The 18,641-nt window shown below is 64.5% G+C and carries 14 protein-coding genes, 3 pseudogenes and 1 CRISPR repeat array; of the genes and pseudogenes, 8 read left to right on the top strand and 9 right to left on the bottom strand.

Features of this window, described 5'->3' with window-relative positions:
- Positions 1-24: 24 nt before the first annotated feature.
- From H2O14_RS17655 to H2O14_RS17645, 3 genes are all read right to left on the bottom strand, one after another.
- Positions 25-669 carry a TetR/AcrR family transcriptional regulator gene (locus tag H2O14_RS17655; RefSeq protein ID WP_182828675.1) on the bottom strand — a complete coding sequence of 215 codons (645 nt, stop codon included), beginning with the start codon at positions 667-669 and terminating at the stop codon, positions 25-27.
- Between the two features lie 172 nt (positions 670-841).
- Positions 842-2,029: an acetyl-CoA C-acyltransferase gene (locus H2O14_RS17650; protein ID WP_182828674.1), complete on the bottom strand. Its 1,188-nt coding sequence runs from the start codon at positions 2,027-2,029 to the stop codon at positions 842-844.
- A gap of 20 nt (positions 2,030-2,049) precedes the next feature.
- Positions 2,050-3,642: an AMP-binding protein gene (locus H2O14_RS17645; RefSeq protein ID WP_182828673.1), complete on the bottom strand. Its 1,593-nt coding sequence runs from the start codon at positions 3,640-3,642 to the stop codon at positions 2,050-2,052.
- A 350-nt stretch (positions 3,643-3,992) separates the two neighbouring features.
- On the opposite strand from H2O14_RS17645, the pseudogene H2O14_RS17640 reads away from it, so the two are divergent.
- The 5 genes and pseudogenes from H2O14_RS17640 to H2O14_RS17615 all read left to right on the top strand — a co-directional run bounded on the left by H2O14_RS17640 (position 3,993) and on the right by H2O14_RS17615 (position 10,766).
- A pseudogene (locus H2O14_RS17640) lies at positions 3,993-5,002 on the top strand (ABC transporter permease).
- A 29-nt stretch (positions 5,003-5,031) separates the two neighbouring features.
- Positions 5,032-6,021, top strand: coding sequence for a sugar ABC transporter substrate-binding protein (locus H2O14_RS17630; protein WP_182828670.1), 990 nt, complete (start codon positions 5,032-5,034; stop codon positions 6,019-6,021).
- A gap of 73 nt (positions 6,022-6,094) precedes the next feature.
- Complete coding sequence (locus H2O14_RS17625) at positions 6,095-8,224, top strand: ABC transporter permease subunit (RefSeq protein ID WP_182828669.1); 2,130 nt, start codon at positions 6,095-6,097, stop codon at positions 8,222-8,224.
- Positions 8,221-9,264 carry a hypothetical protein gene (locus H2O14_RS17620; protein WP_182828668.1) on the top strand — a complete coding sequence of 348 codons (1,044 nt, stop codon included), beginning with the start codon at positions 8,221-8,223 and terminating at the stop codon, positions 9,262-9,264. Before H2O14_RS17625 ends, H2O14_RS17620 begins: the two co-directional genes overlap by 4 nt.
- Positions 9,261-10,766 (top strand): sugar ABC transporter ATP-binding protein, encoded by a 1,506-nt coding sequence (locus H2O14_RS17615; protein WP_182828667.1) that lies wholly within the window; start codon positions 9,261-9,263, stop codon positions 10,764-10,766. The genes H2O14_RS17620 and H2O14_RS17615 overlap by 4 nt, the downstream gene beginning before the upstream one ends.
- 87 nt (positions 10,767-10,853) lie before the next feature.
- Here the strand turns inward: H2O14_RS17615 and H2O14_RS17610 are convergent, their stop codons facing one another.
- From H2O14_RS17610 to H2O14_RS17600, 3 genes and pseudogenes are all read right to left on the bottom strand, one after another.
- On the bottom strand, positions 10,854-11,024 hold the full coding sequence (locus H2O14_RS17610; protein ID WP_182828666.1) for an AraC family transcriptional regulator: 171 nt from the start codon (positions 11,022-11,024) through the stop codon (positions 10,854-10,856).
- Between the two features lie 526 nt (positions 11,025-11,550).
- Positions 11,551-12,033: pseudogene (locus H2O14_RS17605) on the bottom strand (GMC family oxidoreductase N-terminal domain-containing protein); the annotation flags it as partial.
- A 195-nt stretch (positions 12,034-12,228) separates the two neighbouring features.
- Positions 12,229-13,155: a LysR family transcriptional regulator gene (locus H2O14_RS17600; RefSeq protein ID WP_182828664.1), complete on the bottom strand. Its 927-nt coding sequence runs from the start codon at positions 13,153-13,155 to the stop codon at positions 12,229-12,231.
- Positions 13,156-13,296: 141 nt separating this feature from the next.
- On the opposite strand from H2O14_RS17600, the gene H2O14_RS17595 reads away from it, so the two are divergent.
- The 3 genes and pseudogenes from H2O14_RS17595 to H2O14_RS17585 form a co-directional block, all read left to right on the top strand.
- Positions 13,297-14,295, top strand: a complete 999-nt coding sequence (locus H2O14_RS17595) for a zinc-dependent alcohol dehydrogenase family protein (protein WP_246697432.1) — start codon at positions 13,297-13,299, stop codon at positions 14,293-14,295.
- Positions 14,292-14,798, top strand: coding sequence for an antibiotic biosynthesis monooxygenase (locus H2O14_RS17590; protein WP_210275472.1), 507 nt, complete (start codon positions 14,292-14,294; stop codon positions 14,796-14,798). Before H2O14_RS17595 ends, H2O14_RS17590 begins: the two co-directional genes overlap by 4 nt.
- Positions 14,799-14,856: 58 nt before the next feature.
- Positions 14,857-15,048: pseudogene (locus H2O14_RS17585) on the top strand (transposase); the annotation flags it as partial.
- 116 nt (positions 15,049-15,164) lie between these two features.
- Positions 15,165-16,399: direct repeats of the CRISPR family, unit length 32 nt; unit sequence GTTTCGATCCACGCCTCCGCGAGGGAGGCGAC.
- A 224-nt stretch (positions 16,400-16,623) separates the two neighbouring features.
- Here H2O14_RS17585 and cas2 read toward each other — a convergent pair.
- From cas2 to cas4, 3 genes are read right to left on the bottom strand one after another with little or no spacing between them, the layout of a single operon-like run.
- On the bottom strand, positions 16,624-16,914 hold the full coding sequence (cas2, locus tag H2O14_RS17580; RefSeq protein WP_182828663.1) for a CRISPR-associated endonuclease Cas2: 291 nt from the start codon (positions 16,912-16,914) through the stop codon (positions 16,624-16,626).
- Positions 16,915-16,923: 9 nt separating this feature from the next.
- On the bottom strand, positions 16,924-17,958 hold the full coding sequence (gene cas1c, locus H2O14_RS17575; protein WP_182828662.1) for a type I-C CRISPR-associated endonuclease Cas1c: 1,035 nt from the start codon (positions 17,956-17,958) through the stop codon (positions 16,924-16,926).
- The gene (cas4, locus tag H2O14_RS17570; RefSeq protein ID WP_182828661.1) at positions 17,955-18,641 is read right to left on the bottom strand and encodes a CRISPR-associated protein Cas4; all 687 of its coding nucleotides are present in this window, start codon (positions 18,639-18,641) and stop codon (positions 17,955-17,957) included. Before cas4 ends, cas1c begins: the two co-directional genes overlap by 4 nt.

Below are 18,641 nucleotides of genomic sequence, written 5' to 3'. Positions count from 1 at the left end.
AGGGGATCGGCGTCGATGCGCCGGTCAGTTGGTCGAGGCGGAGCCCTCGGAGCGAGGCTTGCAGATGGCGTTGAAGCCGGCGGCCATGAAGGTCGCCATCCGCGCCTTGACCGCCAACAGATCCTCCGAACGGCAGAGGCCGCCGGACAGTTTGTCGATGCGCCCCGTGCGCGCCAATGTCAGCATCAGGGCGCCGGTGACGAAATGATAACCCCAGAAAATATCCTCCTCGGCGCTGTCGGGCAGCGCCTTCTTGAGGATATCGATCAGGCGCAGCACGACGGGATCGAAATGCTTGTCCATCATCTCGGCGCCCCATTCCGGAGTATTGGCCACCTGCGCGCCGAGCGCGGCATAGTTTTTCCAGTTCTCGCCGCCTTCGATATAGAGATCGAGATCCGTATCGAGAAAGGCGCGCAACGCGCCTTCGACGGTCGGACTGCCTTTGGTTGCGGCGTCGTATTCATCGAGCATTCTCATGCGCCGTTCGCTGGTCACCGAGGCGCGGCGGGAGAAGACGGCGTCGAACAACTGCTTCTTGTCGTCGAAGTAGTAATTGATCAGCGTGTGATGGACGCCGATGCTCTGGGCGACATCCTTCAGGGTGACTCCATAGAGACCGTGCCGCGAAAAGAGAGCCTCGGCGGCGTCCAGGATCTGTTCGATCATTTCGGCGCGCCGCTCCGCTTTCACGGATCTTTTCGGGGTTTTCTTGCGTTCGACAGGCACACTCGGACCTCTTTGCTCGCTCTCCGGATCGCCTCCGAAGGTCTCGATTTGTTATTGCCTCGGCCCGGCGCGCGTCGTCAATTGCATCCACCGCGCCGACGAGCGCGGCCTTCTACCCACAGACTTCGAACAGTCCCGCCGCTCCCATGCCGCCGCCGACGCACATGGTGACCACGACATGGCGTACGCCTCGCCGCCTGCCCTCGATCAGCGCGTGACCGACGAGCCTGGCGCCGGTCATGCCATAGGGGTGACCGATGGAGATGCCGCCGCCGTTGACGTTGTAGAGTTCGGGGTCGATTCCGAGTTTGTCGCGGCAATAGAGGGCCTGGACGGCGAAGGCTTCGTTGAGTTCCCAGAGACCGATGTCCCCAACGCGGAGCCCGTGCCGCTCCAGCAGCTTCGGCACGGCGTGAACGGGCCCGACGCCCATCTCCTCGGGCGCGCAGCCGGCGACCGCCATGCCGCGATAAATGCCGAGCGGCGAAAGCCCGCGTTTTTCCGCCAGGCGCGCGTCCATCAGCACCATGGCCGAGGCCCCGTCGGAAAGCTGGCTGGCGTTGCCGGCGGTGATCACGCCTCCTTCGATCACCGGACGAAGGGCCGCGAGCCCCTCCGCCGTCGTTTCCGGGCGATTGCCTTCGTCGCGCGCGAGCGTCACCGCCTCTTCGCGGGTCTCGCCCGTCGACTTGTCGGTGACCGTCATGGTGGCGGCGAAAGGGACGATTTCGGCGTCGAACCGACCCGCGGCCTGCGCGGCGGCCGTACGCTGCTGGGACTGCAACGCATAGGCGTCCTGCGCCTCGCGGCCGATCGAATAGGCGCGCGCCACATATTCGGCGGTCTGGAGCATCGGCATATAGGCATGCGGAGCCGCTGCGATTACGGCCGGGTCCGCCTCTTTCTGGACCCAGGCGAAATAGGGGTTCTGCACCGCGGATATGTTTTCCTGTCCACCGGCCGCCACCACATCCATGCCGTCGACGATGATCTGCTTGGCGGCCGTGGCGATCGCCATCAGGCCGGAGGCGCATTGGCGATCGATGCTCTGGCCGGCGACGGAGACCGGGCAGCCGGCCGCGAGCGCTGCGTTGCGAGCGAGATTCATCCCGGCTGTGCCGGCCGACAGGACGACGCCCAGGACGACATCCTCCACCTCGCCGGGTTCGACGCCGGACCGCGCAATGGCTTGCGCCAGCACGTGGCCCGCCAGTCTCGGAGACTTCGTCGCGTTCAACGATCCGCGGAACGCCCTGCCGATCCCGGTGCGGGCTGTGCTGACGATCACTGCTTCTCTCATCACGTTCTCCCCGCCGGCCCTCAGGCGTTGGCGTATTGCTGTCTCAATTGCATCTTGTCGATCTTCCCCGTCGGCGCGCGCGGCATTTCGTCGATGCGGACGACCCGGTCCGGGATCCACCAGGAAGCGACCCGACCACGAAGCGAATCCAGCAGCTCGGCGTCCGGCACGTCCTCGCCCCGGCGCATTTCCACCAGCAGCAACGGCCGTTCGCCCCATTTCATATCCGGCGCGCCGATCACCGCGGCGAGCGAAACCTGCGGCAGCGTGCCGATGATCGCCTCGATCTCGGCCGGGTTGATCCACTCGCCGCCGGATTTGATCAGATCTTTGGCGCGGCCGGTGATGATCAGCTGTCCCTTATCGTCGATGCGGGCGAGATCGCCGGTGGCGAACCAGCCATCGGCGTCCGTCGCCGATGTCGTCTGGCCGAAATAGCGCTCGATGACGGCGGCGCCGCGCACCCGCAGATGCCCTTCGACATTGCGCTGCTCGGCGAGCGGCGCGCCTTTCGCATCCGTCAGCAACAGTTCGACGCCGATCGCCGGCCGGCCGGAAAGAGCCGGGTCGCGCTCCGGATCGCCCGGCACGGCCACCGTGCCGGAGGGAGACAATTCGGTCATGCCCCAGCTCGTCTGCACCGTCGCCCCGAGCCGCGCCTCGATGCGCCTCATCAGCGCGGGCGGCAGCGAGGCGCCGCCGACCAGGATCCGCTCGAGGCTCGGAACGTCGCCCCCGACCGCTTCCAGATGCTCCACCAGCCCCAGCCAGACCGTCGGGACGCCGACCGCGATGGTGACCGCCTCGTCATTGATCAGTCGCGCGAGGCTTTCGCCGTCGATCCTCTTGCCGGGAAGGACGAGCCGGGCGCCGACCGCGGGCGCGGCGAAGGGTATGCCCCAGGCGTTGGCGTGAAACATCGGCACGCAGGCGAGCACGCTGTCACGCGCCGTCATCGCCAGTTGATCCGCCTGCAGCAATCGCAGCGCATGCAGAAAGCTCGACCGATGCGTATAGGTGACGCCCTTCGGCGCGCCTGTCGTGCCCGAGGTGAAGCAGAGGCCGCTCGGCGCCGTCTCGTCGAACCGTCCCCACTCGACGGCCTCGCCGGCGGCGTCGGAAAGCAGCGGCTCGATCGCCTCCCGCGACAATCGGTCGACGGCTCGATCGGCTGCGGGCGCGCCGTCGATGGTGAAAAGCGTGGTGACGGCGGGCGCCGCTTCCGCGACGGCTTCGGCAAGTGGAAGCAGATCGGCGCTGACGATCAGGATGCGGGCCTGCGACTGGCGCAGCATCGCCGCGATGTCGGCAGGCGCAAGCCGTGGATTGAGCGTGTGGCAGACGGCGCCGATGCCCATGATGCCGTACCAGGCTTCGACATGCGCAGCGCTGTTCCACGCCAGTGTCGCGACATGCTCACCGGGGCGGACCCCGCGGTCCAGCAATACGGCGGAAAGGCTACGGGCGCGGGTGAGAAGCAGACCATAGCTGACGCGTGCCGTCATGCCCTCCTGGCTCGAAGTCACCACTTCCGCGTTGCCGTGCCAGGTCGCGCCGTGGACCAGAAACTTGTCGAGCGTCAGCGGGAAATCCTGCATGCGACCATGGATCATTGGTCCACCCCGGCGGCGGACGCCGCATAGCGCGCAAGGAAGACGAGCGCGGCGCCCTGCGGCAGGCGGCGCGAATGGATCGTGGACGCGAACAGGCGCATGGCTTTCCTCCCGACCGCCTCTTCGAACAGGCGGCCCCTTAACCCGATCAATGCGGCAACTTTTTTGCAAGTCAATATTCACTCTCTTGTGGGTTAGTAAAAAATGTGCATGATGCTGGCCAGAGGACGCGGCGGGAGGTCGCGAGGGAGATATCATGGAGCTGGAAGAAAAGCGCCGGGCGACCGGCCGAGGCTTCGACGCCGCCAAGAAGGTTGCTCGTCGCGGCGCGTTCGTCGGCGAGGTCATCCATGGCTGAAGCATCGCTTCCGTTCCGGCTGCCCGTGCGCGGCAAAGTCAACATGCTCGCGGCCGTGGTGCTTGCGGCGACCTTCCTTCTGGCGCTTCTGTTCTCGCTGACCATCGACGGTTTCGCCACGCCCGGCAATCTGCGTGTCATCCTGTCGAATTCGGCCTCGCTCGTCATCCTGAGCTGCGGCATGGCGGTGGTGATCATTTCGCGTGGACTGGACCTCTCTCTGGTGGCGCAGATGGTGGCCGGGGCGGCCACCTTCAGCATCCTCATCAATGCCGGCTTCGGCGGCGCGTCGGCCTTTGCGCTCACGGTGCTCGCGATGACGCTCGTCGGCCTGATGAACGGATGGCTCACCGCTTATGCCGAAATTCCGGCCATGCTCGCGACGCTGGCGTCGGCCATGCTGATCACCGGCCTCTTCCGCTTCGCCATTCTGCGCGGCGAATATCTTCTGCTGCTGCCCAAGAGCAATCCGGCCGTCATCCTTCTCTCGGGCAACGTCGTTCCGGGCCTTTCCGCGCCGGTGGCGCTGATGGCGGCGGTGCTGATTGCGACCTGGCTCTTGCTGCGCTTCACCATTCCCGGCCGCACGCTCTATGCAATGGGGACAATCCCCAGGCCGCCCGCCTGTCCGGCCTGCCCGTGCGCACCACCACGCTGATGATCTATGTCTTTGCAGCGCTGACGGCGCTGATCGCCGGCGTCGTGGTGTCGTCGGCCAGCGGCACGGTCGATTTCCGCACCGTCACCAATGGCAGCCTGCTGTTCGAGGTGATCCTCGTCGTGGTCCTCGGCGGCATTCCGCTTCGCGGCGGCCGCGGCGGCGTCGGCAGCATCCTGATCGGCGCGGCGCTGATCGCGGTGCTGCGCAACGGCATGACCCTGCTGGATTTTTCGTCGCAGACCCAGGACGTGCTGAGAGGCGTCGTCCTCATCACCGCGATCGTCGCAGATCGTTATCTGAACCCGCGGGACGCCGAGACGGATACGATCGGCGATCTCTGAGGGCAATCCATTCAACCAAGGAGGAGACCATGTTGAATAAATTGGGAAGACGGCTTTGCATCGCCCTGTCGGCGGCTGTGATCGGCGCGTGCGGCTTGATGAGCGGCCCCGAAACGGCCATGGCGCAATCCGGCATCGCCGGCAAGAAGGTGATCTTCGTGCCGATTTCGATGGGTATTTCGCTGACGGAAGGCTGGGCGCGCCGCATGAGGGAGCATGCGGCGATCTATGGCTACACGATCGATGTCCGCGATGCGGCTTTCAACACCGGCGTGATGTCCGAACTGCTGGCCAAGGCGATCAGCGAGAAGCCTGATCTGCTCGTCGTACACAATCCGACGGTGCAACTGCTGTCGCGTCAGATCAAGCAGGCCGAGGCCGAAGGCATCAAGGTATTGCAGATCAACCTGCAATCAAACCAGCCCTCCTCCGCCTTCGTCGGCGCCAATTGGGAGCGGATCGGCCGTGAGATCGCCGAAGACATCGTCAAGGAATGCGGCAAGGACAGCGGAAAATCCGGCAAGGTCGCGATCATTCCGGGCCAGCTCACCGCCGCCGACAGCGTGATGATGAACGACGCCGCCTTCAAGGTGTTCGAACAGCATCCGGAAATCTCGGTCGTGTCCAACCAGGCCTCAGACTGGGAGCCTGAAAAGGCCCGCCAGATCACCGCCACCGTGCTGCAGCAACATCCCGACCTCTGCGCCATTTTCGGCCATTGGGACGTCCACACGATGGGCGCCGGCAACGCCGTCAAGGACGCCGGTCTGGAGGACAAGGTGCTTGTCTACGCCACCGGCGGCGGCGATTCCGTCGCCTGCAAGGCGGTCGAGGACAAGGTGCTCGACCGCGTCTGGAGCTACGACGCCGACGGCCAGGGCCGCGACGCCGGCACGCTCATCGACCTTCTGCTGCAAGGCGCGTCGGGACCGGACGGCGCGATGCTCTCCCTCGAATCCCCGATGAAGATCATCAAGGCCGGCGACACCTATTCCGCCGATCTCTGCTGGAAGATGTAATCACCCTTGCGAGTGCGGGGCCGGCCTGCGCCAGGCCGGCCCCTTCGCAGGCCCGACACCGACGGATCCCGCAATGACCGCATCTTTCGAGTTCTCCGCTCTGCAACGCCAGCCTGCGCCGAAGGTCGTGATCTCGCCGCGGCGGGTCCTGACCGATCTCCTGTCGAAAGGCTGGATCGAAAGCGCCATCCCCTTCATTGCATTTGTTTGCGTGCTCGTCGGCGTGCTCGTGACGACGGACGGATATTTCGCCGCATCCAATCTGCGCAATCTCGCCCAATATGCGGCCGACGGCGGATTGATCGTACTGGCGCTGCTGATCGTCGTCGCGGTCGGCGGCATCGATTTGTCGGTGGGATCGAATTTTGCGCTGTCGGCCTTCGTCGCGTTATATGGTTTTCACATTCTCGGACTTCCGGTTCCCGCCACGCTGGGTCTCAGCCTTGTCTGCGGCGCGCTGATCGGCGCGATCAACGGCTTGCTCGCCGGCATCATCGGTTGCGGCGCGCTTCTGACGACGCTCGGAACCATGATCACCGTGCGAGGCCTCTATACGCTGGCGTCGCAGGCGCGGCTGGTGGAGATTTCCAGCAGCAGCCGCCTCGACGACACATGGGATTTCATCGGCTTCGAGAAGCTGCTCACCATGCCGGTGGGGTTCTGGGTTCTGCTGGCGGTGGCGGTCGCGACCTTCGTGATGTTCCGGCAGTCGCGCTTCGGCTGGCACATCCTTGCGGTCGGCGGCAATCGCAAGGCGGCGCGCCATGGCGGCATTCAGGTGCGCTTCACCATTTTCCTCGCCTATGTTCTGGCCGGCCTCATCGTCGGCTTGGCGGGATTTCTTTTCGCAGCGCGGCAGAACAGCGCCGGCTCCGACACCGGGCTGGGCATGGAGTTCTTCGCCTTGACGGCGCTGGTCGTCGGGCTCGGCGGCTTCGTTCCCGGTCGCGGCGCGGTCATCCCCGTGCTGATCGGCTTCCTGACGGTCTATATTCTCAACAACGCGCTGATCAATGCGGGTCTGCGCGGCGATTTCGTCCAGTTTTCCCTCGGCGCGATCCTGATCGCCATTCTCGCCATCGATGTCCGCTTTCGCAAGAATCGGCATCGGCTGCTCGCCTCCGCCTATCTCGATCCCGTGGCGCTGGCGATCTCACCGATCAAGGGCATGGCGGGGCTGATGCCCGGCGACGGCGCGCCGAAACTGCGCGATGCGACGCTGCTGGCGGCGGGCGAAGTCGACGGACCCGAAGACGTGCTGGTCGATCGCGACGGCAATCTCTATTGCGGCACGCGCGACGGCTATATTATGCGGCTTCCTCCTGTCGACGGCGCGCGGGCGACGCCGCTCGCCAAGATCGGCGGCCGGCCTCTCGGCCTCGCCTTCGATCGGGCCGGCGCCATCATCGCCTGCGTCGCCGGCATGGGCCTGGTGCGGGTCACCATGGACGGCGCCGTCGAGCTCCTGACCGACCAGACCGAACGCTCGCTGTTCAGCGTCAACGACGACACCGTCATCCGCATGGCCGACGATCTGGATATCGCCCCGGATGGCGTGATCTATTTCACCGACGCCACCAAGCGCTATGATATCGAGAACTGGGGCCTCGATCTGCTCGAAGGCCGCCCGAACGGGCGCCTGTTGAGCTTCGATCCGAAGACGCGCCGGACGCGCACGGTATGCGACAACCTCATATTCCCGAACGGCGTCTGTCTCAGCCACGACGGCCGGCATCTGCTGGTCGCCAGCACCTGGGGGTGCTCCATCCTCGCCTTCGATCTCGACGATCTCGACGCTGGACCCCGCGTCTTCCTCGATGGCCTGCCCGGCTATCCCGACAACATAAACCGATCTTCGGACGGCGGGTATTGGGTGGCGCTGGCCGGCATGCGCAATCCGGTGATCGACCTCGCCATGCAACACCCCGCCCTGCGGCGACGCATGACCAAACAGGTGCCGCCCACCAACTGGCTGTTCGGCAACCTCAATCTCGGCGGCGTGCTTAAGGTCGACGGCAAGGGCGCCATCGTCGATGCGCTGTGGGACGATGCGAGCGGACCGCTCTACATGATCACCTCGATGCGCGAACATAAAGGCGTCCTCTATCTCGGCGGCGTCACCAACGACAAGATCGGCCGACTGGCGCTCCCATCGGCCGATCCGCGCTGGACCGGTCAAGACAGCTATTGGGGGAAAGCATGAGCTGGTTCTTCAAGCGGGCCACGGCCAAGCCTCCGGTCATGACGCTGGAAGGCGTTTTGGGCCCGAACAGTCGGCTGGACGAGGCCCGATCGATATCGGTGGATCGCCCTGATGCGATCGCGATCGACGCGGCCGGCCGGCTGGTGTTCTCCTCGGGCGCATCGGTGTTCGCGCTCGACCATTTCAACGATGCGCCGCGTCTTGTCCACGCCTTCGACGACACGGTCACCGCATTGGCGGCAAGCCCTGACGGACGGCTGGCGATCGGTCTCGCGACGGGCCGGATGCATGTCCTCGACCCGGCCGGTATAGCGAGTTCCTGGGATTTCCATGTCAACGCCGATGCCGGACCGGTGATCGACTGCCTGTTCGGCGACGGAGACGAGATCGTCACGCTGCAGAGCGGCTATCCCTCGGCCGACGCGGCGCTGTCGATGGCGCCTTGGGAACCGGCGCGCAAAGGCGTTCTGGCGGCGCATCTGCCGGACGGCGGCGTCCGTCGTCTTGCAGGCGAACTCCATTGCCCGATGGGCGTCACTCGCGATCGCGCCGGCGACCTCGTCATCACCGAACTCGACGCCGCCCGGGTCGTCGATGCAAAGGGCCAGGTTCGCCGCGCCGGCTTTCCCGCTTATATGGGCCGAATCCGCAAGATGGACGGCGGCTTCGCGCTCGCCTGCCTGTCCAGGCGCGATCCGCTGATCGAATTCCTGCGCAGCGAGCGTCGTTTCGTCGACGAGATGAAGTCGACGATCGATCCGCGCCATTGGATCTCGCCGCGCGCAAACCCCGAATTCAGCGCCGATTTCCCGATCGAGCTCGGGGCGACGCGTCTGTTCGGCGAGATCAAGCCATGGGCGCCGTCCTTCTCCTACGGGCTGATCATCCTGCTCGACGAGGACTTCATGCCGATCGGCTCCGCCCAGTCGCGCGCCAACGGCCGTCGCCACGCCATCAGCAATGCGCTGGCCTGGAAAGGCGACTTGGTCGCCGTCAGCCGGGCCAGCGGCGAAATCCTCTATCTGGGATCCGTCACATGACCGAGACAGCCGCCCCGCCGATCATCCGCCTCGACAAAGTCACGAAGCGCTATGGCGGCATCGCCGCGCTGGACGGCGTAGACTTCGATCTCCGTCCCGGCGAAATCCACGCATTGGCGGGCGAGAACGGGGCCGGAAAATCCACGCTTTGTAAGCTGATCGCCGGCGTCATTACGCCGTCCGAAGGCGCGCTGCAGATCGATGGCGCTCCCGCGATACTCGTAGCGCCCAAGGATGCCAGCCGACGCGGAATTTCGATGGTCTATCAGGAAACGAGCCTCGTTCCGCAGCTGACCGTGGCGCAAAACATCGTTCTCGGTCGCGAGCGCATGTTCAATTCCGTGCGGAAAGTGCGCAGCGCGGCCCGGCAAGTGCTGCAGCGGCTGAATTTCAACGTCGATCCGGGACAGCTGGCCGGCTCTCTGTCGGCCGCCAAACGGCAGATGGTCGAGATCGCCCGCGCCGTGCTCAACGATGCGCGGGTCATCATCCTCGACGAGCCGACGGCGGCCCTCACCCCGGAGGAAACCGAACACCTGTTCGAACTGATGGGCGCCCTGAAGAAGCGCGGCGTGGCGATGATCTTCATTTCGCACGCGCTCGAAGAGGCCCTGACCTATGCCGATCGCATTTCGGTGCTGCGCAACGGCAGGCTGGTGGCGACGGGCCCCGCCGCCGATTTCGATCGCGCCCGCCTCATTCACCATATGGTCGGCGAAGAATTGCTGGAGACCTCCGGGCGCGGCCCGGCGGAGGCGCGTCCGCGCTCGGCACTGCCGGTGCTGAGGGTGGAAAGCCTGCGCATGGGCAGCATGGTCAACAACATGTCCTTCTCCATCTTTCCCGGCGAAATCACCGGCATCGCCGGACTGATCGGCTCGGGCCGCAGCGAAATGGCCAAAGTCGTGATGGGCCACACCAAACGGAATTTCGACGGCGGACGCATCTGGCTCGATGGCCGCGAGGTGCGCTATGCGCTGCCCGCCCAAGCGGTGGCGGACGGCATCGCCTATGTCAGCGAGGACCGCAAGCTCGACGGCTTCTTCGATACGATGAGCATTCGCGAAAACATCGAACTGGGCTGGCTCGCGAAGTTCGGCCGCGGCCGTTTCCTCTTGCCCATGGCGAGATTGCGCGGGCTGGCGACGCATTGGTCGCAACGTCTCTCCATCCGCAGCATCGGCGACAACCAGTCGGTCCTGCACCTGTCGGGCGGCAATCAGCAGAAGGTCGTCATCGCCAAGTCGCTCGCCCAGAAACCGCGGCTGGTGATCTTCGACGAACCGACGCGCGGCGTCGACGTTGGCGCGATCGCAGAAATCCGCAAGATCATCCGCGACTTCGCCGACGCCGGAGCGGGCGTGATGCTGATCTCGTCTTACCTGCCGGAAATTCTCGATCTCTCTGATCGCATCCTCGTCGCCAAGGGCGGCACGATCGCCGCCGAATTCTCCCGCGAGGACGCCACCGCCGAGGCCATCCTCAACGCTGCGATCCACTGACGCCGCATCGTTTCGTCGCGACAGCCGCACGGCTCAGCCCTGCCCGAATTCGGTCGCACGAAAGCCTACGCTCCGAGCCGGCCGCCATTACTCCGGCTTCCCCGCCAGAGCGGTGCGATAGGCTTGCGGCGCGGCGCCGTTCCAGCGCCGAAAGGAGTTCGGGAAACTGGCGACGTCGGAAAAGCCCAGAAGATCCGAGATGTCGGTGACGGTGAACGCGCGGGACGAAAGATATCCATTCCCCAGTTCGTTTCGCACCTGATCGAGTCAGCATCCTTTGCGCGACGATGTCATGCAACGCGCGCCCGGAAATTCCGGCCTGCGCCGGCATCGCGACCTCTGTCGCCTGCAGCCGGGGGTCATTTATCAACAGGGCGACATCGTCATGGCGAAGCACGACATAGCCGCCTGTATCCATGGCGACGAAAGGAAAGGATCTGCGATATCGCGCACATGTCGCGTGGACATTGGCGCCGAGTTCCGACGACGACACGACGGGAACGGTGCGAATGGTATCCAACATGGGAAATTCCTCTATGAGGATGGGGAGGTCGATGTTGTGGCGCATATCCCCTCGCGAGGCGCTGGGCCGAGGAGAGCATGCCCCACATCCCAGCCGAGCTTCCACCTCAGCTGCGAGAGGCGTCGGCCTCCCGCAGACTGGTTTGTCTGCCGTGTGGCTTGGGTGTCAGACGATAGCCGCTTCAGAGTTCATGCTGGGCGCGGATCAGGTTCGCCGCCCTTTCGCCGATGACGACGCTCGGCGCCATGGTGTTGCCGGTGAAACCGATTGACGCTTGCCGTCGAGGATCCGCAGGTCCGCGATCGCAGCGCCGCCTTCGGCCTCCATCATCGCGCCGTTCACGCTGTCGAACACGGGTATCCCGAGAGCCTTGGCCGACTCCAGCATGGCGTGCGCAATCGGTTGCGGCGCGTCGGGTTGGGCGACATGCATCGGACCACCGACGCCACGGCGTGTGGGATCAGGCGCTCCGCGCCAGTCCTCGATACGGCGACAATAGCCAAGAACAGATTCGTATCCCCAGGCGTCATCGCCGGATTCTGCTGCGAAACAGTTCCAGTCCTCCCTGTGGCCGCGAGTCCAGACCATCACATTGATGCCGGAGCCGCCGCCCGATTCCTCGCCCATGCTCAAGGGCAGCCGCCGACCTTCGAGCATAGCAGCGGGCTGCCCGATGAAGCCCAAATCCTGCGACGAACCGAGATTGAGCGGCCACTGCGCCGGCTCGCCGACACTGTCGGCGTCGCGATCGCGACAGGCGCCGAGTCTGGGCGGTCTCATCATCGACGGCTTCGGCTCTACTGGTGTAACACTTTGCGCGGCCTCGGCGGCCCTCATTGGCGCGCTGGTCATGCTTGGGTTCAAGAGGCATGCCGAAACCGCGTTGCTCCGCGAAGACTCGTGTTCGCGCGCGCATCGGAACCGGACGGCAATCACATATCATCGACGGTGATCGAGGATGTCTTCCAGCCCTTTATCCCAGTAGGGTCGATTGCCGAACCGATTGATGAGCCAGTCGATGAACACTCTCACTTTCGGCGCCAGTTCGCGAGAACTGGGATACAACGCCCAAAGTGTCTGTGTTGAGATTAGCGGATATTCGGGAACGACCGGAACGAGTGCGCCAGAACGCAGCTCGTCCGACGCGCACCACGTCGCCATGAGAGCGATGCCGAGCCCGGCGGAAGCCGCGTCTCGCACTGCAGTGCCGTCATTGATGCGAAGGCTCGGCGTGACACGCCGCTCGATCACCTCCGAACCTTTCCCTCGAAACGTCCAGAGATCGAGCGTGCCGACGACGAGGCAGGTATGTTCCGCCAGGTCGTCGGGCGTCCTAGGTCGGCCGTGTTTTTCGAGATATTTGGGCGACGCGACCAGCACCCGATTGTCCGGAGCAAGCCGCCGCGCGACAAAGGATGAGTCGCTGAGTTCGGTATAGCGAACCGCCACATCGAAGGCGCCCTCGACCAGATCAACGATGCTGTCCGAAATGCGCAAATCAAGTGCCAGGTCGGGATATTGCCTGCAGAACTCAGCCAGACCCGGCACAATATGCATTCGCGCGAACGAGGCGGGGGCGGCTACGCGCAAGGTGCCGCGGGGCGCGGCCTGCCCTCGACCAAGCGCCGCTCGGGCGGCTTCCGCCGCGAGCACAACATGTTCCGCATGTGGCAGGAAGGCGAGGCCGTCCTCGGTCAATGTCGCTTGCCGCGTGGTTCGATGGAGAAGCCTGGCGCTGAGTTTCCGCTCAAGAGCAGCGAGTTTGGCGCTCGCGCCAGCAGGCGTCAGACCCAGGTCGCGGGCTGCGGCGCTGATGCTGTGCAGTTGGGCGATACGCACGAAGAGACTCAAATCGTCCACGTCCATGAGATGACTTTCAAATTTTCGTTGAAACTGATCCTAAAACGGCGGCTCTACCGAAAGCAATCGTGAAAGATCAAATAGGCGCCAGCAAGACGGCGCCATGTGTGGCGAGCCTGTCAAAGCCACCATCGAAGGGATATCAACATGACCAAGACCATGAAAGCAGCCGTCCTCATTCGCTTCGGCGGCCCGGATTCGTTCGAACTTTCAGACGTGCCGAAGCCAGGTCCCCAGGCGGGACAAGTCCTGGTTCGCGTCCATGCCACGTCCGTCAATCCCTTGGACTACCAGGTTCGGCGAGGCGACTATCGCGATCTGACGCCGTTGCCGGGGATCACCGGTCATGACGTTTCCGGGGTCGTCGAAGCCGTCGGTCCGGGCGTCACCATGTTCTCTCCCGGCGATGAAGTCTGGTACACGCCGCAGATATTCGACGGTCCGGGAAGTTATGCCGAATACCACGTCGCAAACGAGACCATCATCGGAAGGAAGCCCAGTGGGCTCAGCCACCTGGAAGCCGCCAGCTTGAGCCTGGTCGGCGGAACAGCTTGGGAAGCTCTGGTCTCGCGTGCGGCCCTCAGGGTGGGAGAAAGCATCCTGATCCATGGCGGCGCTGGAGGGGTGGGGCATGTGGCCATCCAGGTCGCGAAAGCGATCGGCGCGAAGGTCTTCACGACCTTGCGCGAAGAAAACTTCGAGTTTGCTCGAAGTGTCGGAGCGGATGTGGTCATCGACTACAGGAAAGAAGATTATGTCGACGCGATCATGCGGGAAACCGGAGGCCTCGGAGTCGATGTTGTTTTCGACACCCTCGGCGGTGACACCCTGTCCCAAAGCCCAAGGGTGCTCGCGCAACTCGGCCGCGTCGTCTCGATCGTGGACATTGCACAGCCGCAGAATCTCATCGAGGCGTGGGGAAAGAACGCGAGCTACCACTTCGTCTTCACGCGGCAGAACCAAGGCAAGCTTGACGAGCTGAGCACACTGGTTGAACGCGGTCAGCTGCGGCCGCATGTGGGCGCCGTCTACTCGCTCGCCGACCTTCCGCTTGCCCATACGCTGCTCGAGAAACCCAACAACGGCTTGCGGGGTAAGATCGCGATTGCCGTTGACCCTTCGGCCCACGCAGAGGCGCAACCATGATTTACGAGATCGCGGCGCTGTCTGTCCGTGAGGACAAGACAAGCGAATTCAGGCAGGTATTTGGGGAGGTCGCGCCTCTGCTCACGCGTGCGCAGGGTTACCGCGGTCATGTTCTCGCCCAAGGGATCGAAACGCCGGAGCTGTTCAATCTGATCGTGCGATGGCGCTCGCTTGACGATCATATTCCCCGTTTCGAGGAGAGCGAAGACCATGAGCAGTTCATGCGAGGCATACAGGAATACCTTTCGGAGGAACCGAGGGTCTCATCATCTCGAGGGCGGCGCCTTTGCCGCAAGCGAACAAGACACGAGCGAACAAGACAAAGGAGAGGTCGCCGCCTGATAGGAGCGACCTCCGCCATGCAAGCAACAGAACATGTGCCCGAGAAGCGCAAGGGAGGAGCCTGTCAGTTCCTTCCGGTTCTCGATCCACCAATCAGAAGTATGGCGGATGAGTCCACGCAGCGATCGTGTCCCCGTGAGCGGTTTAGCTGGGTTTCATAGCCATCGGTGATTTCCGGTAGGGTCGGGTTGCTGAGAACAAGCCTGAAGGACACCACCGATGACCGACGAGATGATGAGCCGGCGCCTGCTTGTCGAGAAGAGCGCCGACAGCGATTTATTGCGGGAGATGATCAGCTTCACCGCCCAGCGCTTGATGGTGCTGGAGGTCGGTGCTGTGACAGGCGCTGGGCATGCCGAAAGAAACCCCATGCGTCTTGCCCAGCGCAACGGCTATCGCGACCGTGACTGGGGTGAGGCGCAATGAAACGAGCCAGTGAATCGCTTTTCCGCCGAACGGGGCTGGAACGATAGAGCTCCGCATTCCCAAACCGCGGACCTCGCCTCTGATGATGTCGTTGCTTTCATGTTTCGATCCACGCCTCCGCGAGGGAGGCGACCGGCCAGCACGCGCTCCGGCAGCAGCGCCCAGCCGTTTCGATCCACGCCTCCGCGAGGGAGGCGACGTGTCGAACGACGCGGTGGCGTCGTCATACGTCGTGTTTCGATCCACGCCTCCGCGAGGGAGGCGACCCGCCGCCCGAAAACACGCCGCCCTGGGCAAAGCCGTTTCGATCCACGCCTCCGCGAGTGAGGCGACAAGGCCCGTGAGATCGCGGCTTACGCCCGCGTGTTGTTTCGATCCACGCCTCCGCGAGGGAGGCGACCGAGCCTGGCGCGCGCGCCTGCACTTTCAGCAGCGTTTCGATCCACGCCTCCGCGAGGGAGGCGACTCCAGCGATACATCGCCCTCGCCTGCGCAGCCCTTGTTTCGATCCACGCCTCCGCGAGGGAGGCGACACGCGCCGCCCTTCGGCCTGATAGCTGTGCCAGACACGCTCTTGTTTCGATCCACGCCTCCGCGAGGGAGGCGACCTTGGAACCTCTACCAGCAAATGCTCGGTGTGGCGTTTCGATCCACGCCTCCGCGAGGGAGGCGACAGCCGTCCTGACCGATCATCACTTTTATAAGCTGGTTTCGATCCACGCCTCCGCGAGGGAGGCGACCCTCGCGCACGTTTTGGGTGGCGAGCATGGCGGCGTTTCGATCCACGCCTCCGCGAGGGAGGCGACAGATCAACGGACAGATCAACGATGTCCTGAGCAAGTTTCGATCCACGCCTCCGCGAGGGAGGCGACGCAACGGCAAGAGCGCGACGATCACACGTAAAGGTGTTTCGATCCACGCCTCCGCGAGAGAGGCGACATCGCGCCAATTGGGCCAGCCGCAGCCATGGTATTGTTTCGATCCACGCCTCCGCGAGGGAGGCGACGAGAAATAGGACGGGGTTTTTTCGAGGCATTTGACGTTTCGATCCCCGCCTCCGCGAGGGAGGCGACCTGTTATCGGCTTTCCCTTTCGGAGCATTGCCAGCGTTTCGATCCCCGCCTCCGCGAGGGAGGCGACGTCTGACTACCTCCCGCAGCTTGTCGCGCTTGTGTTTCGATCCCCGCCTCCGCGAGGGAGGCGACTACGTATTTACCGTCAACGTATCGGTTCGCGTCGTTTCGATCCCCGCCTCCGCGAGGGAGGCGACTCCCTTGCCCATACCATTGCCCAAACATAACGATGTTTCGATCCCCGCCTCCGCGAGGGAGGCGACTGTCTGGGTGTAAAGCACGGATATTGCTCGCATGCAAAGCGCCGATGCGCGAAACAGGGCGGTCGGGCGGCGAAACGCTGTCGGAGATATGACGCCGCGCAGTAAACAATTCACGATTTCAAAGAGCTGGCGCCGGTGCGAACCTGCCGGGCTTTTGCGGCGCGCTTGGGGTTCGCGCCGGAAATTGTCACCAGGCGGGGCGTCTGGGGAAACCGCCTGACGCCTCAGATGATCAGCGGCGCGTTGAGGTCAGCGGCGGGCTTGGCGCCCACATGCTCCACCCGCCGCTGCCAGTTGGCGCCGAGGTAATAATAGCGCAGGCTGTCCACTTCCGGCTTGATGATGCCTTCGAGCCGCGCCTTCAGCTTGATCCACTGCGCGGGATCGACCTCGATCTCGAAGACGGAGAATTGCACCCGCTGGCCATAGTCGCGACAGGCCTTGGCGACGGCCCGCAGCCGCGCCTGTCCATTGCCTTCGAGCGTGCGGACGTCATAGGTGACCAAAACCAGCATGGCGCTCCCTCATTTCCAGAACCATGGCGGATAGGCGTCGAGATCGCCACGCAGATGTCGGGCCAGCATCTGCGCCTGCAGATAGGGCACAAGGCCGAGCGGGGCTTTTTCGTCGAGAAAGGCGTGCATGCGCTCCTCCCGCTTGCGCTCCTGCCAGGCCGTGAGCACGGTCTTGCGCGCTTCGTCGGTCATCAGCACGGCGCCGCCCTCCTGCCGTTCGAAATCGCCGGCGCGCAGTTGGCGGCGGTTGATCAGCGACAGCGCCAGACGGTCGGCCAGCGCCGGGCGGAGTTCTTCCATGAGGTCGAGCGCAAGGCTCGGCCGGCCGGGGCGGTCGCGATGAAGGAAGCCGGCGGCGGGATCGAGCCCCACGCCTTCCAGAGCCGAGCGGCAATCATGAGTCAGCAGCGTGTAGAGGAACGACAGGAGCGCGTTGACCGGATCGAGCGGCGGCCGCCGCGACCGCACGGTCCAGCGCAGTTCGGGATCGGGCGCGCGGATGAGGTGATCGAAGACGGCGAAATAGAGATTGGCCGCCTCCCCTTCCGACCCCCGCAGCCGGTCGAGCGTGTCGTCGGCGCGCTCGACGCGCCGGAGGATCTGCGCCAGCCGCTCGGTGGCCGTCTCGATGCGCTCCCGATCCTCGGGTCGATGGTCGTCGCCGTAATCGCGCAGCGACCGCATCAGGACGGCGCGCTGATTGGCGATCTTGCCGATGAGGAAGGAGCGCACCACCTCTTCGGGCGCGTCGCACACCCGGTATTGCGCCCGCCGCAGTAAGATATTGCCGGTGACCGGGCCTTCGAGCCGCGCCTGAAAACGGCCGTTTCGATCCAGAAAGGTGAGCGTGATGCCCGCCGCCGCCAGGGCGCCCATCAGCGGCGGCGACACATGGATGGCCCCGAACACGACGACGGCGGACAGCATGTGCAACGGCACGCGGCTGCGCTCGACGCCCTCGATATCCGCGACGAGATTTTCACCGTCCTTGCGCAACGCCGCGCCCACGGTGGTCACATAGACCGTGTTGAGCAGCTTCTTCATGGCGCGCTTTCGGGCGCGAGGCTGCGCTCCACCATGCGCGACCGCCAGGCTCGGACAGGCCGCAGCACGGCGTCGGGCCGGCAGAGTTCGAGAGGGGAGCAGGCGCGACAGCGCTCGCGCCGCGGGGTGGGCGGCGGGGTGCGCCCGGAGGAGACGATTTCTGCAAGCGCGTGAACGGCCTCTTCCGTCACCCGGCGCAGGTCTGCATCGAAAGGCAAGGCGACGCGACGCTTGGTCTCGGCGTAAAACAGCGCGCCTTCGGGCACGGGCCGGCCCGTCATCTCCTCGAGACACAGCGCCTGGGCGCAAAGCTGCGCTTCGTCGGCGCGGTGCAGCTTGGGTTTGCCGCGCTTGTATTCGATCGGAAAGGGCGTTTCAGCCCCCTCCTCCTGGCGAAACTCGACGACATCGGCGACGCCAGCGATATTCAGCTGTTTGCAGGCCAGCGGCAGGGCCATCACCCGGCGCACGCCCCTGAGCTTGCGCTTGCCGCCCTTGTCGGCCACCGCATGCAGCACATTGCCCTCGGCGGTGAAGCGGTTGTCCGCCCAGACCCGCTCGATATGGATCAGCGCCGCCTGTCGCAGACAATAGACCGCGTGCTGGATGGCGGAGAGAGCAATGGGCTCCCGGTCCGCCCCGATTTCAGCGTCCCCGCCGCCCGGCTCCTCCCCCGCCGCCAT

This window comes from Rhizobium sp. G21 (assembly GCF_014158035.1).
Taxonomy (GTDB): Bacteria; Pseudomonadota; Alphaproteobacteria; order Rhizobiales; family Rhizobiaceae; genus Rhizobium_E.
Note: the sequence above shows the minus strand (reverse complement) of the source record. Positions and strands in the feature narration are given on the sequence as shown.

Excerpts from the sequence above, each read along its gene's own strand:
- cas1c (WP_182828662.1), bottom strand. The coding sequence starts at position 17,958 with ATGAAGAAGCTGCTCAACACGGTCTATGTGACCACCGTGGGCGCGGCG.
- H2O14_RS17650 (WP_182828674.1), bottom strand. The coding sequence starts at position 2,029 with ATGAGAGAAGCAGTGATCGTCAGCACAGCCCGCACCGGGATCGGCAGG.
- H2O14_RS17615 (WP_182828667.1), top strand. The coding sequence starts at position 9,261 with ATGACCGAGACAGCCGCCCCGCCGATCATCCGCCTCGACAAAGTCACG.
- cas4 (WP_182828661.1), bottom strand. The coding sequence starts at position 18,641 with ATGGCGGCGGGGGAGGAGCCGGGCGGCGGGGACGCTGAAATCGGGGCG.
- H2O14_RS17655 (WP_182828675.1), bottom strand. The coding sequence starts at position 669 with ATGATCGAACAGATCCTGGACGCCGCCGAGGCTCTCTTTTCGCGGCAC.
- H2O14_RS17645 (WP_182828673.1), bottom strand. The coding sequence starts at position 3,642 with ATGATCCATGGTCGCATGCAGGATTTCCCGCTGACGCTCGACAAGTTT.
- cas2 (WP_182828663.1), bottom strand. The coding sequence starts at position 16,914 with ATGCTGGTTTTGGTCACCTATGACGTCCGCACGCTCGAAGGCAATGGA.
- H2O14_RS17590 (WP_210275472.1), top strand. The coding sequence starts at position 14,292 with ATGATTTACGAGATCGCGGCGCTGTCTGTCCGTGAGGACAAGACAAGC.
- H2O14_RS17630 (WP_182828670.1), top strand. The coding sequence starts at position 5,032 with ATGTTGAATAAATTGGGAAGACGGCTTTGCATCGCCCTGTCGGCGGCT.
- H2O14_RS17600 (WP_182828664.1), bottom strand. The coding sequence starts at position 13,155 with ATGGACGTGGACGATTTGAGTCTCTTCGTGCGTATCGCCCAACTGCAC.
- H2O14_RS17620 (WP_182828668.1), top strand. The coding sequence starts at position 8,221 with ATGAGCTGGTTCTTCAAGCGGGCCACGGCCAAGCCTCCGGTCATGACG.
- H2O14_RS17595 (WP_246697432.1), top strand. The coding sequence starts at position 13,297 with ATGACCAAGACCATGAAAGCAGCCGTCCTCATTCGCTTCGGCGGCCCG.
- H2O14_RS17625 (WP_182828669.1), top strand. The coding sequence starts at position 6,095 with ATGACCGCATCTTTCGAGTTCTCCGCTCTGCAACGCCAGCCTGCGCCG.